The sequence below is a fragment of the Streptomyces sp. NPDC101776 genome (genome assembly GCF_044766845.1).
GTDB lineage: Bacteria > Actinomycetota > Actinomycetes > Streptomycetales > Streptomycetaceae > Streptomyces.
In genome coordinates, this window is record NZ_JBIWMV010000015.1 from 25,177 (window position 1) to 39,467 (window position 14,291).

At 72.4% G+C, this 14,291-nt stretch carries 8 protein-coding genes; 2 read left to right on the forward strand and 6 right to left on the reverse strand.

What is annotated here, in order from left to right:
- Positions 1-12: 12 nt before the first annotated feature.
- The gene (locus tag ACIRRY_RS35125; RefSeq protein WP_403980944.1) at positions 13-255 is read left to right on the forward strand and encodes a mycoredoxin; all 243 of its coding nucleotides are present in this window, start codon (positions 13-15) and stop codon (positions 253-255) included.
- 106 nt (positions 256-361) lie between these two features.
- Here ACIRRY_RS35125 and ACIRRY_RS35130 read toward each other — a convergent pair whose 3' ends face one another.
- The 6 genes from ACIRRY_RS35130 to ACIRRY_RS35155 form a co-directional block, all read right to left on the reverse strand.
- Positions 362-964 carry a class I SAM-dependent methyltransferase gene (locus ACIRRY_RS35130; RefSeq protein ID WP_403980947.1) on the reverse strand — a complete coding sequence of 201 codons (603 nt, stop codon included), beginning with the start codon at positions 962-964 and terminating at the stop codon, positions 362-364.
- Between the two features lie 32 nt (positions 965-996).
- On the reverse strand, positions 997-1,941 hold the full coding sequence (nudC, locus tag ACIRRY_RS35135) for an NAD(+) diphosphatase (RefSeq protein WP_403980950.1): 945 nt from the start codon (positions 1,939-1,941) through the stop codon (positions 997-999).
- A 156-nt stretch (positions 1,942-2,097) separates the two neighbouring features.
- Positions 2,098-3,510, reverse strand: a complete 1,413-nt coding sequence (locus ACIRRY_RS35140; protein WP_403980952.1) for a dipeptidase — start codon at positions 3,508-3,510, stop codon at positions 2,098-2,100.
- A gap of 70 nt (positions 3,511-3,580) precedes the next feature.
- Positions 3,581-7,135 (reverse strand): UvrD-helicase domain-containing protein, encoded by a 3,555-nt coding sequence (locus tag ACIRRY_RS35145; protein WP_403980955.1) that lies wholly within the window; start codon positions 7,133-7,135, stop codon positions 3,581-3,583.
- Between the two features lie 100 nt (positions 7,136-7,235).
- The gene (locus ACIRRY_RS35150) at positions 7,236-10,634 is read right to left on the reverse strand and encodes an ATP-dependent helicase (RefSeq protein ID WP_403980958.1); all 3,399 of its coding nucleotides are present in this window, start codon (positions 10,632-10,634) and stop codon (positions 7,236-7,238) included.
- 257 nt (positions 10,635-10,891) lie between these two features.
- The gene (locus ACIRRY_RS35155; RefSeq protein WP_403980960.1) at positions 10,892-11,317 is read right to left on the reverse strand and encodes an MGMT family protein; all 426 of its coding nucleotides are present in this window, start codon (positions 11,315-11,317) and stop codon (positions 10,892-10,894) included.
- Between the two features lie 186 nt (positions 11,318-11,503).
- Here ACIRRY_RS35155 and ACIRRY_RS35160 point away from each other — a divergent pair, with 186 nt between their 5' ends.
- Complete coding sequence (locus ACIRRY_RS35160; protein ID WP_403980962.1) at positions 11,504-14,257, forward strand: lysylphosphatidylglycerol synthase domain-containing protein; 2,754 nt, start codon at positions 11,504-11,506, stop codon at positions 14,255-14,257.
- Positions 14,258-14,291: the final 34 nt, after the last annotated feature.

Sequence of the window (14,291 nt, forward strand, 5' to 3'; positions counted from 1 at the left end):
GAGCGCGAGAGAATGTCGGGCACCGTGACGATGTACAGCACCACCTGGTGCGGCTACTGCCGTCGGCTGAAGAGCCAGATGGACCGCGAGGGCATCGCGTACAACGAGGTCAACATCGAGCAGGACCCGGATTCCGCGGCGTTCGTCGAGAAGGCGAATGGCGGGAACCAGACGGTCCCCACGGTTTTGTTCGCCGACGGTTCCACGTTGACGAACCCTTCGCTGGCCCAGGTCAAGCAGAAGATCGGCGCCTGACCGACGCTCCGGACGCGACTCCGCGGAAGGCGGCCCCTGATGTCAGGGGCCGCCTTCTTTGTCGTCCGCCTCAGGTTCGTCGCTCGCCTCAGGTCTGTCGTCCGCCTCACGCGACCGGCTTGTCCCACACGGCCACGTAGCGCCACAGGAGCCGTCGTCGGAACCGGGCGCCGGGCAGCAGGCGCCGGACGGCCTCGCGCGCCTCTCCCCAGCACATGGCCGAGTCCTCCATGGGCATGCCGACGGGTCCGAGTTTCCCGCCGTGCCGTCGCGCCAGGAACCGGCTCACGGGCAGCCCGCAGCCGCTGATCACCCGGTCAAGGAACGTCCGGTTGTACGCCAGGCCGACGATCACCAGTCGGCCACCGGGTGCCAGCAGGCTCACCAGCCGTCCCACGGCGTCCTCGAACTCGGTGTGGTGGACGACGGCGACCGCGCTGACGAAGTCGTAGGTGCCTTCGTCGAGCGAGGTGTCGTCGAGGTAGTCCGCCTCCATGAAGGTGACGTTCTCCGGCACGTCGGCGCGGGCGAGTCGGATCATCTGCGGCGAGCGGTCCACGCCCGTCACCGATCCGGCCCTGCTCGCCAGTTTGCGGGCGAGCAGGCCGTCCCCGCAGCCGACGTCCAGGGCCGCGCGGCAGCCGTGGGGCACAACGTCCACCACCACGGGGTGGTGGTGGACGTTGTGGTTCCAGTACGGGTCGGTCATCCGCGAACCGTCATCCGCGCCTCGGGGACCCCTCAGACGAAGGTTCGCGTCGGCAGCGGCTTGCCGTACCAGAGCTCGATCAGACGGGCCGCGATCGAGATGCCGTACGGGGGCAGCACCTCTTCGGACTCGAAGGCCGCGCGCAGCTCCTCGCGGGAGAACCAGCGGGCCTCGTGGATCTCGTCGCCGTCGACGTTGATGTCGGTCGAGGTGGCACGGGCCATGAAGCCCAGCATGAGGCTGGACGGGAAGGGCCAGGGCTGGCTGGCGACGTACTCGACGTGCCCGACCGTGATGCCGGCCTCCTCGAAGACCTCGCGGCGCACCGACTGCTCGATGGACTCGCCGGGCTCCACGAAGCCGGCGAGCGTGGAGAAGCGCCCCTCGGGCCAGTGGACCTGGCGGCCGAGCAGGATGCGGTCCTCCTCGTCGGTGACGGCCATGATCACGGCGGGGTCGGTGCGCGGGTAGTGCTCGGCGCCACAGGCCGGGCAGCGGCGGATGTGGCCGGCCGCGGCGATCACCGTGCGCTCGCCGCAGCGGGAGCAGAAGCGGTGCAGGCGCTGCCAGTTCTCCAGGGCGACCGCGTGCACCATCAGGCCCACGTCCCGGGGCGACAGCAGCAGACCGGCCTCGCGCAGTCCCGCGGCCCGCGCCGACTGGTCGATACGGCCGGGCAGGGCGTCCTTCTGGAGGGCGAAGTAGCTGACGCCGTCGTCGTCGGTGCCCAGGAAGTAGCGGTGCGCCTCGGTGAGGGGGGCCTCGAAGGACGGCGTCATGACGAGTTCGGTGCTGCCGTCGGGCGTCTCGTCGATGAGTGCCTGGCCGCCGGAGACCACGAAGCAGCGGGTGGTGGGGTGGCTCCATGCCGCGGCGAGCCAGGCCTCGTCGAGCCGGTGGTGGGCGGCTCGGTCGATGCCGCTCGGAGCGGTGAGCGAGATGGGTCGGTCGGCTGTGTGGTCGGTCCAGGTGGTCACGGGTGCTTCCAACTCCCCCGGCAATGCGGATTGTTTCGGCGGGCGGTTCAGCGGGACGTACGGCAGGAGGCGACCGGGTCCGGCGGGGACGTGGTGTGCGGGGCGGTTCTTCCAGTGTGCCCCGCGCGCGTGGCCGTTCCGGATCGCGCGGGATCGTCAGGGCGCATGACGCCAGGTGTCGGCGAGGTCTCCCCACAGGTGGGCGGTGGTTTCGACGCCCTTCAGGAGGAGGTCGAGTTCGACCTTCTCGTTCGGGGCGTGCCAGCCGTCGGAGGGGACGGAGATGCCCAGGAAGAGGACGGGTGCACCGAGGACTTCCTGGAGGTCGGCGGCCGGTCCCGAGCCGCCCTCACGGGTGAAGAGGACCGGTTTCTCGAAGGCGACGGCCATGGCGCGGACGACGGACTGCAGGGCGGGGTGGTCGAGGGGTGTCAGGCACGGGCGCGTGGCCGCGCTGAAGGTGATCGCCTGGCGGATTCCGGCGGGCACCTGCTGGGCGGCCCAGTCCCGGACGACCTTCTCGATGTGGTCGGGGTCCTGGCCGGCGACCAGCCTGAAGGAGAGCTTCACCATGGCCGAGGACGGGATGATCGTCTTGCTGCCCGGTCCCTGGTAGCCACCGCCGATGCCGTTGACCTCGGCGGTGGGGCGGGCCCAGATGCGCTCCAGGGTGGTGTGTCCGGCCTCTCCGTGGGTGGCGTGCGACTTGGCGGTACGCAGCCATTCCTGCTCGTCGAAGGGCAGCTCGGCGAAGAGCTCGCGCTCCTGGTCGGTGAGTTCGACGATGCCGTCGTAGAAGCCGGGGACGGCCACGCGTGCGTGCTCGTCGTGGAGCGCGGCGACGAGGCGGGCGGCGGCGGTCGCCGGGTTGGGCACGGCGCCGCCGAAGGAGCCGGAGTGGATGTCCTGGTCGGGCCCCTGAAGCCGGATCTCGCACTCGGCGAGGCCGCGCATCCCTGTGCACACCGTGGGGGTGTCCTCGGACCACATGCTGGTGTCGGAGACGATCACGGCGTCGGCGGCGAGCAGGTCCGCGTGCTCCTCGACGAGCGCGCGGAAGTGCGGGGAGCCGGACTCCTCCTCGCCCTCGACGAGCAGCTTCAGGTGCACGGCCGGGGTGGTGCGGCCGGTGGCGGCGAGATGGGCGCGGACGCCGAGTGTGTGGAAGAACACCTGGCCCTTGTCGTCGGCCGCCCCGCGCGCGTAGAGGCGGTTCTCGCGGACGACGGGCTCGAAGGGTTCGCTGTCCCAGCCGTCCTCGCGGGCGGCGGGCTGGACGTCGTGATGGCCGTAGACGAGGACCGTGGGTGCCTCGGGGTCGTCGGAGGGCCATTCGGCGAAGACGGCGGGGGCGCCCGGGGTCGGCCAGACCTCGACGGTCGGGAAGCCGGTCTCCCGGAGTGCGGCGGCGAGCCAGTCCGCGCTGCGCCGGACGTCGGGCGCGTGGTCGGGCTGCGCCGACACGGACGGGATGCGCAGCCACTCGGCGAGGTCGTCGAGGAAGGCTGCGCGGTGCTGCTCGATGTACGTGCGGACCGCGCTGACGGCACTGTCAACGGTGTGGCTCATGGTCACGAGCCTATCGGCCCGCACTGACATCCTCGGTGGGCGGTTCCTCACAGTTTGCTTGTGCGGCCTGTCACTCCTCTTGCGCGCCCGGTGATTCCGCCTGCGCGCCCGGCTCCTCCAGCAGCAACCTCTCCAGTGCGGCCCGGTCCGGGAGGTTCTCCGGCCGTACGACCTCGCCGCCGCGCACGTACAGGAACGCGGCCGTGACCGCCTCCAGCGGCACGCCCTGCCGCTCGGCCCAGGCGAGCCGGTAGATCCCGAGCTGAAGCGGGTCGGCGGTGCGGGTGCGGCTGGTCTTCCAGTCGAGGATCTCGTAGGTCGCCCCGTCGCCATCGCCCTGTTTGTAGACGGCGTCGATACGGCCCCGTACGACGCGGCCGGCGATCGCGAGCTGGAAGGGGGTCTCGACGCGGTAGGGCGTGCGCCGGGCGTACTCGGTGAGTTCGAAGGCTTCCTTGAGGGCTTCCAGGTCGCGTTCGTCGGCGATCTCGGCCTCACTGCCGGGCAGTTCGTCCGGCTCCAGCATGGGCAGGGTCAGCGCTTCGAAGCGTGATTCCACCCAGGCGTGGAAGCGGGTGCCCCGGCGCGCGGCTGGTTGCGGCGGGCGCGGCAGGGGGCGCGCGAGTTCCTGTGCGAGCCCGTCCGGGTCGTCGGCCAGGAGCAGCAGCTGGGTTGCTGTGAGGGAGGCAGGCAGGGGGACGTCGGTGACTCGCTGCCGGGCGCGCAGGAGTTCACCGGTGAGGGCGTCGAGATCGCGGTCCCAGGAGGCGATGGCGCGGGCCTCCTCGGGGGTGAGGGGCATGCCGGGGGGCTCGACGGGGTGCGGGCGCGCGCCTCCTGGCGCACTGGAGTGTCCGGCGGCGTGCGGGGCCGTCGCCTGGTGCGGGACGGTCGGGCGGTCCGCGGTCCAGGCGTCCCAGTCGGCGGGATCGTCCTCCGGGAGGGCGTCCTCGGCCCCGGCCTCGCTTTCGGGGAGTGACTCCTCGTACGGAGGCTCCCCGAAAGGGGGCTCTCCGTAAGGAGGTTCGTCGTCCTCCGGTGGTGGGGGCCAGTCCGGGTCGTCGTAGGTGTTCGGGTCGTGCGTGGCCGCGGGGTGGCCCTCGTCGTGGGAGGCGAGGTGCTCCAGGTGCTCCAGGACCCTCTTGGCGGCCTTGTGGCGGTGGGCCATCGCCACGTCGTCCAGGGGCAGCGGCCAGGCCTGGTCACCGGTGGCCGCGTGCAGGGCGGGGTTCTCCTCGCCCTCCTCGGGTTCATCCGCCCAGGCCTCGATCTCGCCGTACCCGGCCGCGCAGTGGCCGTACAGGGCCTGGAGGAAGTCGGAGGGGCCGCGGGGCTTCTTCTGGGCGGGGCCCCACCAGTGGCCGGAGCCGAGCAGCAGGGAACGGGGGCGGGTGAAGGTGACGTAGCCGAGGCGGAGTTCCTCGGTGTGCTGGTGGTCCTTCATCGCCTCGTGGAAGGCCTTCAGGCCTCTGGAGTCCCAGGACATGACGTCGGGCAGGGTGGCGGTGTCGCCGCGCAGCGCGTGCGGGAGGACCTTGCCCTGGGCGGTCCACTTCTCGCGGCCCTGGCTGCTGGGGAAGGTCCCGGTGACCAGGCCGGGGACGGCCACGACGTCCCACTCCAGGCCCTTGGACTTGTGCGCGGTGAGCACCTTGACGGTGTTCTCGCCGCCGGGCAGGGCGTTGTCGAGACCCTTCTCGTACTGGGCGGCGGTGCGCAGGAAGCCGAGGAAGGCGAGCAGGGTCGCCTCGCCGTCGCCCGCGGCGAAGGAGGCGGCCACGTCCAGGAAGTTCGACAGGGTCTCGCGGCGGCGGGCGGCCAGGGCGTGCGGGGACGCCGCGAGTTCGACCTCCAGGCCGGTGACGGCCAGGACGCGGTGCAGGACGTCCATCAGGGGGTCGGACAGGGAGCGGCGCAGGTCGCGCAGTTCGGTGGCCAGGTGGGCGAAACGCACGCGCGCGTCCGGTGAGAAGGGCAGCCCGTCGTCGTCCCCGTGGCGGTCGGCGCCGTACAGGGGTGTCTCCAGGAAGGTGTCGAGGGCGTCGGCGAGCGATATCACCTCGGAGGGGTCGACCCCCTCGACGGCCTCGGCGAGTCGGCGGTCCGGGTCGTCGTCGGCCCCCACGCGCGTGTGGGCCACCAGGCGCCGGGCCCGTCGTCCCAGGAGGGCGAGGTCGCGCGGGCCGATGCGCCAGCGCGGGCCGGTCAGCAGCCGGACCAGGGAGGCGTTGGCTCCGGGGTCCTGGAGGACTTCGCAGACGGCGACGAGATCGGCGACCTCGGGCAGATGCAGCAGCCCAGAGAGCCCAACCACCTCGACCGGGATGTCGCGGGCCACGAGGGCGCCCTGGATCTCCGCGAAGTCGGTGGCCGTACGGCACAGGACGGCGATCTCACCGGGCGCCTTCCCGGTCCCTACGAGGTGGGCGATCGAGTCGGCGAGCCAGTCGATCTCCTCGGCGTGGGTGGGCAACAGCGCGCAGCGCACCATGCCGTCGCGCTCGGCGCCGGGGGCCGGGCGGAGGGCCTCCACGCCCGCGTGCATGGCGCGCAGGGGTTCCGCGAGGTCGTTGGCGAGGTCGAGGAGCCGGCCGCCGCTGCGGCGGTTCTCGCTGAGCGACTGGCGGGCGGCGAGGCGCCCGTCGGTGTGGGCGAAGTGCTCGGGGAAGTCGTCGAGGTTGGCGACGGACGCGCCGCGCCAGCCGTAGATCGCCTGGCAGGGGTCGCCGACGGCGGTCACCGGGTGGCCCGTGCCGGCGCCGAACAGGCCTGCCAGGAGGATGCGTTGGGCGACCGACGTGTCCTGGTACTCGTCGAGCAGCACCACCCGGAACTCGTCGCGCAGGATGTCGCCGACCTCGGGGCGGGTGCGGGCCAGGGTCGCGGAGAGGGCGATCTGGTCACCGAAGTCGAGCAGGTCGCGCTCGCGCTTGGCGGTGCGGTAACGGCTCACCAGCTCGGTGAGTTCACGGCGGGCGGCGGCCGCCTCGGGGACCTTGCGCAGCTCGGCGTTGCTGAGCTTGCGGCCCTCCAGGTCGCGCAGCAGCTCGGCGTCGTACGCGCGCAACTCCTCGGGCCGTACGAGGTGTTCGGACAGCTCGCCGTCGAGGGTGAGGAGGTCGCTGACGAGGTCCGGGAAGGAGCGGGTGAGTGCCGGATAGGGGCCGGGGGCCTCGCGCAGCACGCGCGCGGCGAGCTGGAAGCGGGTGGCGTCGGCGAGCAGGCGGGCCGTCGGTTCGAGGCCGATGCGCAGGCCGTGGTCGGTCAGGAGGCGGCCCGCGAAGGCGTGGTAGGTCGAGATCACGGGCTCGCCCGGCGGGTTGTCCGGGTCGATGACGTCGGGGTCGGTGACGCCCGCCTTGATCAGCGCCTTGCGGACGCGCTCGGCGAGTTCACCGGCGGCCTTGTTGGTGAAGGTCAGGCCGAGGACCTGCTCGGGGGCGACCTGCCCGGTGCCGACCAGCCACACCACGCGGGCCGCCATCACCGTCGTCTTGCCCGACCCGGCGCCGGCCACGATGACCTGCGGGGCGGGCGGCGCGACGATGCAGGCCGTCTGCTCCGGGGTGAAGGGGATGCCGAGGAGCTCCTTGAGCTGATCGGGATCGGTGATACGGGCGGGCATGTCGGAGAGGCTAGCGGCGGCCACTGACAGTCGAGGACCAATCACCCTCAGGGGCAGAAGAAGCGCAGGTCAGCACATGTGGTGCGATACGTCACGCGAGTTACTCGACGACGTGTCGTCCCTCGGGCCGCGCGCTGCACGAGGCCCGGAACGCGCAGTGCGCGCAGTGCTGGCCGGCCGTGGGTGTGAACCGTTCGTCGAGGACCTTGCCCGCGGCCGTGGCCAGCAGCTCACCGGCCCACTCCCCCTCCAGCGGCTTCTGGGCCTGCACCTTGGGCACGGTCTCACCGCCGTCCCGTTGGGCGGCGCCCTGGCGCAGTTGGACGAGTTCGGCGCCGCCCGGTTCGGGGCGCACTCCCTCGAAGGCCTCGTCCACGGCCCCTTCCTGGACAGCGAGTTGATAGACGGCGAGCTGGGGGTGGCGCTCCACCTCACGGGCAGTGGGCGTCTGCTTGCCTGTCTTGAAGTCGACTACGTAGGCGCGTCCTTCACCGTCCGTCTCGACACGGTCCATGGAGCCGCGGATGCGTACTTCGTAGTCGCCCGCTTCGATGGTGACGTCGAAGTCGTGCTCGCTGGCGACGGGCGTACGGCCGGTGCGGATGCCATTGGAGTCGACGTGCCACCTCAGGAAGCGTTCGAGCGCCACGCGCGCGTTGTCCTTCTCCTGCGCCGACTTCCAGGGCGCGTCGAAGGCGAGCGCGTTCCACACGGTGTCGAGGCGCTCCATGAGGGCGGCGAGGTCGGCGGCGGTGCGTCCGGAGGCGACCTCGTCGGCGAGGACGTGCACCACGTTCCCGAAGCCCTGGGCGGCGGTCGAGGGCGCGTCGGCCTTCACCTCACGGCCCAGGAACCATTGCAGGGCGCAGGTGTTGGCGAGCTGGTCGAGGGCGCTTCCGGAGAGCACGACGGGCTGGTCGCGGTCGCGCAGCGGCACCTTGCTCTCGGTCGGGTCGTACATCCCCCACCAGCGGTACGGGTGCGCGGACGGGACCAGAGCACGGCCCTCCTCGTCGGCGAGTCCGGCCAGCCTGGCCAGCCGGCGCGCGGCGGCCTCCCTGAGGGTCTCGGACACGCTCGGGTCGACGGTCGTGGCGCGCAGCTCGGCGACGAGTGCGGCGACCGACAGCGGGCGGCGCGGGCGGCCGGTGACGTCCTTGGGCTCGACGCCGAGTTCGGTGAGGAAGCGGGACGGCTGGTCGCCGTCGTCCGCGGGTGCCTTCACGGCGGTGACGACGAGGCGTTCACGCGCGCGTGTGGCGGCGACGTAGAACAGGCGGCGTTCCTCGGCGAGCAGGGCCCCCGGGGTGAGTGGTTCGGCGAGTCCGTCGCGGCCGATGCGGTCGGCCTCCAGGAGGGAGCCGCGTCGGCGCAGGTCCGGCCACAGGCCCTCCTGGACGCCGGCCACGACGACCAGGCGCCACTCCAGGCCCTTGGAGCGGTGCGCGGTCATCAGGCGCACGGCGTCGGGCCGTACGGCCCGCCGGGTGAGCGTGTCGGCGGCGATGTCCTCGGCGTCGATCTCCTCCAGGAAGTTGAGGGCGCCGCGGCCTCCGGTGCGCTCCTCCGCGCGGGCCGCGGTCGCGAACAGCGCGCAGACGGCGTCCAGATCGCGGTCCGCGTTGCGCCCGGCCGCGCCGCCGCGCAGTGCGGCCCGCTCCAGACGCCCGGGCCACGGCGTGCCCTGCCAGAGGTCCCACAGCGCCTCCTCGGCCGTACTGCCGCCCGCCAGGCGCTCGCGTGCCTTGCGCAGCAGCGCGCCCAGGCGCTGGGCTCCCCGCGCGTACGTGGGGTCGTGCGCGACCAGCCGCTCCGGCTCGGCGAGCGCGCGCGTGAGCAGCTCGTCCGAGGGCGGCGGCACGGGGTTGCCCCCGGCCCGCTCCTCCTCGCGCAGCGCCCGGCCCAGGCGGCGCAGATCGGCGGCGTCCATGGCGGCGAGGGGGGAGGCGAGCAGGGTGAGAGCGGTCTCGGTGTCGAGCCAGGAGGAGGCAGCGGCGGGCTCTTCGGGATCGGGTTCGGCTTCCGCCGCGGCCTGTTCGTCGTCTACGTCGTCGGCCTTCTCCGGGGCTCGTACGGCTTCGGCGTCGCCCTCGGGCCGGGTCGATGCCTCCGCTGCCGCCACCGCGCGCAATGCCGTCAGCAGGGGTGCCACCGCGGGCTCGTGGCGCAGGGGCAGGTCGTCGCCGTCGATGTCGAGGGGAACGCCTGCCACCGTGAGGGCGCGTCGGATCGTGGGGATCGTCCGGGAGCCGGCGCGCACCAGGACGGCCATGTCGTTCCAGGGGACGCCGTCCTCCAGGTGTGCCCTACGGAGGATGTCGGCGATGTTGTCCAGCTCCGTGCCGGAGGTCGGGTACGTGTACACCTCGACGCGGCCGCCGTCCCGTACCGGGGACAGCTCGCGGTGGGCGCGCACCTTCTGGGCCGGGAGCCTGGTCAGGGGCATGCGCTGGGTGAGCAGGCGGGTGGCGGTCAGCAGGGCGGCACCGGAGCGGCGGGAGGTCCGGAGCACTTCTACGGGGGCCGGGCGGCCTCCCGCGCGCGGGAAGGCGCTCGGGAAGTCCAGGATGCCGTTCACGTCGGCGCCCCGGAACGTGTAGATCGACTGGTCGGGGTCGCCGAAGGCCACGAGGGTGCGGCCGCCGCCTGCGAGGGCCTGCAGCAGCCGTACCTGGGCCGGATCGGTGTCCTGGTACTCGTCCACGAACACCGCGTCGTACTGCGCGGCGAGCCGCTCGGCGACCTCGGGGCGGTGGGCGAGGAGCACCGCGCGGTGGACGAGTTCCGCGTAGTCGAGCACTCCTTGGAGGTCGAGTACGTCGAGGTACTCGGCGAGGAAGGCGGCGGCGGCACGCCAGTCGGGGCGGCCGATGCGGCGGGCGAAGGCGTCCAGGGCGTCGGGGCCCAGGCCCAGTTCGCGGCTGCGGGCGAGGACCGCGCGGACCTCGTCGGCGAAGCCGCGGGTGGTGAGGCAGGCCCGCAGTTCGTCCGGCCAGCGCACATGGGCGAGACCGAGCCGCTCCAGGTCGGGCTGGCCGGCGAGCAGTTCGCGTACGGCGACGTCCTGTTCGGGGCCGGACAACAGCCGTAGGGGCTCGACGAACAGGTCGGTGTCCTGGTGGGCGCGGACCAGGGCGTAGCAGAACGAGTGGAAGGTGGTCGCGCGGGGCGCGCGGGCGGCTCCGATGCGCAGCGCCATGCGGTCGCGCAGTTCGACGGCGGCCTTGCGGCTGAACGTCAGCACGAGGATCCGCGCGGGGTCACCTCCCCGGGCGATCCGGGCCGCGACGGACTCCACGAGGGTGGTGGTCTTGCCGGTGCCGGGACCTGCGAGGACGAGCAGCGGGCCGGCCTCGTGGTCAACCACCGAGCGCTGTGGCGCGTCCAGACGAGGGGGAGCCGGCCGGGTCGGCGGGGTACGCACCAGTCGGTAAGCACCACGGCTCCCCTGTCGCACCTGGGGGTGCGACAGGCGCCTGGTGGAGGAAGAGGAGCTCACGTGGTTCGCCGGTCCTGGTGGGTGTGCTGGTTGCCCGACCACCGCGCGTGGAGGGCGGTGGCCGCGGGATGAGGGGGACGGGTGCAGCCGACGCTACGCCGACGGGTCGTAGGGAAGCAGGGCTTCCGCTTCTTCCCTCACGGCTCTCGCGTCCCGCGCGTCCCTCGCCCCTCGAACGTACGGCATGCCGCGGACGTGCCGGGTTTCCCCCGTACGGGCCACAGGTCGCCCCGGGTCGCGTCCGATGGCGGAAGCTGTCAGGTGTGACCGTCCGCGCGCTCGCCGCCGTCCCATCGCGCCCGTTTCATGTCGACGCGTGGCAGGTGCCCCTCGGCGGCTCTGCTCGCCTCCTTCAGAGGAGTGCCCTCCGCGCGGTAGCTGTCGAGCGCCTCCAGTTCGTGGCCCGGGAGCAACGTGCCGTCCGCGCGGACGACCCGCCACCACGGAACGGCTCCCCCGTAGAGGGCCATCACGCGGCCGACCTGGCGCGGGCCGCCCTCCTCCAGCCATTCGGCGACGTCCCCGTACGTCATGACGCGCCCGGGCGGAATCCGGTCGGCCACGTCGAGGACGCGCTCGGCGTACTCGGGCAGCGCGTCCCCGTGCTCCGGGCGGGCATCGTCGTACTCGGGACCGTCGCCGCGCTCGGGACCGGTGCCGTCCGGAAGGCTCTCCTCGCTCATCCGCCCCATCCTGCCCCACCCCACCGACAATGCGACGCGCTGGCGACTGTGCGTATCCCTCGCCCCGGAGCGGCGCGTGGGGCAGACTGTGCGCCCCCGCATTTGCACCCTGATGCCCCCGTGTGTCGGTGGGGCATGCCACCATCGTGCGGGCGGTGACCGGTGATACGAGATCAAGAAGAGACGATGAAGCAGCAGGGTGTGCACCCCGAAGACGCGGAGGGCACCTCTGACGCTGCGTCGCGCCCGGACACCGGCGGTACGACCGAGCAGGACCCCGCGGAGGGCCCCGCCGAAGCGCCCGCACCCGGCCCCGTGCCCGACCTCGACGACTGCGACGACGACCTGCACGCCGAGGAGGTCGAGGGCGACGAACCGCTGCTCCCCGCGCGCGTGCACCGCCCCTCCGATCTCATGCGCCTCCTGGTGGGCTTTCTCGCGATCGTCGTACTGCTCGCCATCGCCGCGTTCGCGCACGGCACGACCTCGGGGCTCGAACAGGACATCAACAAGGGCACCGGGCAGGCGCCCGACCTGCTGATCAAGATCGCGGGACTGGCGTCCAGTATCGCCATCCTGCTGGTGCCGGTCGCCTTCGCGATCGAGCGGCTGATCAAGCGCGACGGACTGCGCATCGCCGACGGCGTGCTCGCCGCGGTCCTCGCGCACGGAGTGACACTCGCCACGGACCTGTGGGTCGCCAAGGCCGCCCCGGGCTCCATCCAGGAGGCGCTCACCCAGCCCTCCCCCGGCGACATCCACGCCCTCACCGACCCGGTGCACGGCTATCTGGCGCCCGTCATCGCCTACATGACGGCCGTAGGCATGTCCCGGAGGCCGCGCTGGCGCTCCGTGCTGTGGATCGTGCTGCTGCTCGACGCCTTCTCGATGCTGGTCACCGGGTACACGACTCCGTTCTCGATCATCCTGACGGTGCTGATCGGCTGGACCGTCGCCTACGGGACGCTGTACGCGGTGGGCTCCCCGAACGTCCGTCCCACCGGCCGGACGCTGATGGCGGGCCTGCGGACGGTCGGCTTCCACCCCGTGGGCGCGGCCCGCGAGGAGGCCGTCGACACGGAGAACGGCGACCGCGGCCGGCGCTACTTCGTGACCCTGGAGGACGGTCCCCCGCTGGACGTCACCGTGGTCGACCGCGAACAGCAGGCCCAGGGCTTCTTCTACCGTGCGTGGCGCAATCTGACGCTGCGCGGCTTCGCGACCCGCAGCAGCCTCCAGTCGCTGCGCCAGGCGCTGGAGCAGGAGGCCCTGCTGGCGTACGCGGCGATCGCGGCCGGTGCCAACGCCCCCAAGCTGATCGCGACCTCGGAACTCGGCCCCGACGCCGTGATGCTCGTCTACGAGCACACCGGTGGGCGCACGCTCGACTCGCTCGCGGACGACGAGATCACCGACGACCTGCTGCGCCTGGCCTGGCACCAGGTGCAGGCACTCCAGTCGCGGCGCATCGCCCACCGCAGGCTCGCCGGTGACGCGATTCTGGTGGATCGTTCCGGCACGGTGATCCTGACCGACCTGCGGGGCGGCGAGATCGCGGCCGGTGAGCTGTTGCTGCGCATGGACGTCGCCCAGTTGGTGACGACGGTCGGCCTACGGGTGGGCGCCGAACGCGCGGTGGCCTCGGCGGTCGGTGTCCTCGGTCCCGACGCCGTGGCCGACTGTCTGCCAATGCTCCAGCCCATCGCGTTGACGCGCTCCACGCGCGCGACGCTGCGACGGCTGTCCCGGGAGCGCGCGCAGCGGGAGCGCGACGCGATCCTGGAGGCGTCCCGGCAGACCAGGCTGGCCCGCGCGGAGGAGGTCTCGGAGGGCTCCACGCCCGTACTGGAGAAGCCCGACAAGAAGGCCGTGCGCGCGGAGCAGCGGGCCGAGAAGCGGGCCATCGACGAGGCGTTGGACGAGGCGCGCGAGGAGGATCTGCTCACCCAGATCCGTCATCAGGTGCTGCTGATCAGACCGCAGGCGCATGTCGAACCGGCTCGGCTGGAGCGGGTGAGGCCGCGCACGCTGATGAGTTTCATCGCGGGCGCGATCGGCGCGTACTTCCTGCTGACGCAGCTCACGCACATCGAGTTCGGTCCGCTCGTCGCCAACGCCCAGTGGGGCTGGGTGGCCGCGGCCGTGCTGTTCTCGGCGCTGAGCTACTTCGCGGCGGCGATGGCCCTCCTGGGGTTCGTGCCCGAGCGGGTGCCGTTCCTGAGGGCCGTGGCGGCGCAGGTCGCCGGGTCGTTCGTGAAGATCGTGGCCCCGGCCGCGGTCGGCGGTGTCGCCCTGAACACGCGCTTCCTGCAGCGAGCCGGGGTGCGGCCCGGGCTCGCGGTGGCGAGTGTCGGCGCGTCGCAGCTGTTCGGTCTTGGCTGCCACATCCTGATGCTGCTGTCGTTCGGCTATCTCACCGGCACCGAGAAGACGCCGTCGCTCTCGCCGTCCAGGACGGTCATCGCCGGGCTGTTGACGGTGGCGGTGCTCGTGCTCGTGGTGACCTCGGTGCCGTTCCTGCGGAAGTTCCTCGTCACGCGCGTGCGGTCGCTTTTCGCGGGCGTCATCCCGCGCATGCTCGACGTGCTGCAGCGGCCCCAGAAGCTGATCACCGGCATCGGCGGCATGCTGCTGCTGACGGCCTGCTTCGTGATGTGCCTGGACGCGTCGATCCGGGCGTTCGGCGACGATTCGACGTCGCTCAGCCTGGCCAGCGTCGCCGTCGTCTTCCTCGCGGGCAACGCGCTCGGTTCCGCGGCCCCGACCCCGGGCGGTGTGGGCGCGGTCGAGGCGAGCCTGACCCTCGGTCTGATCGCCGTGGGCCTCCCCAAGGAGGTGGCCGCTCCGGCGGTGCTGCTGTACCGGCTGCTGACGCTGTGGATCCCGGTGCTGCCGGGCTGGCTGTTCTTCAACCACCTGTCCCGCAAGGGCTCCCTGTAGCGCACGCGCACGAACCCGCCGTAGGGCACGCACG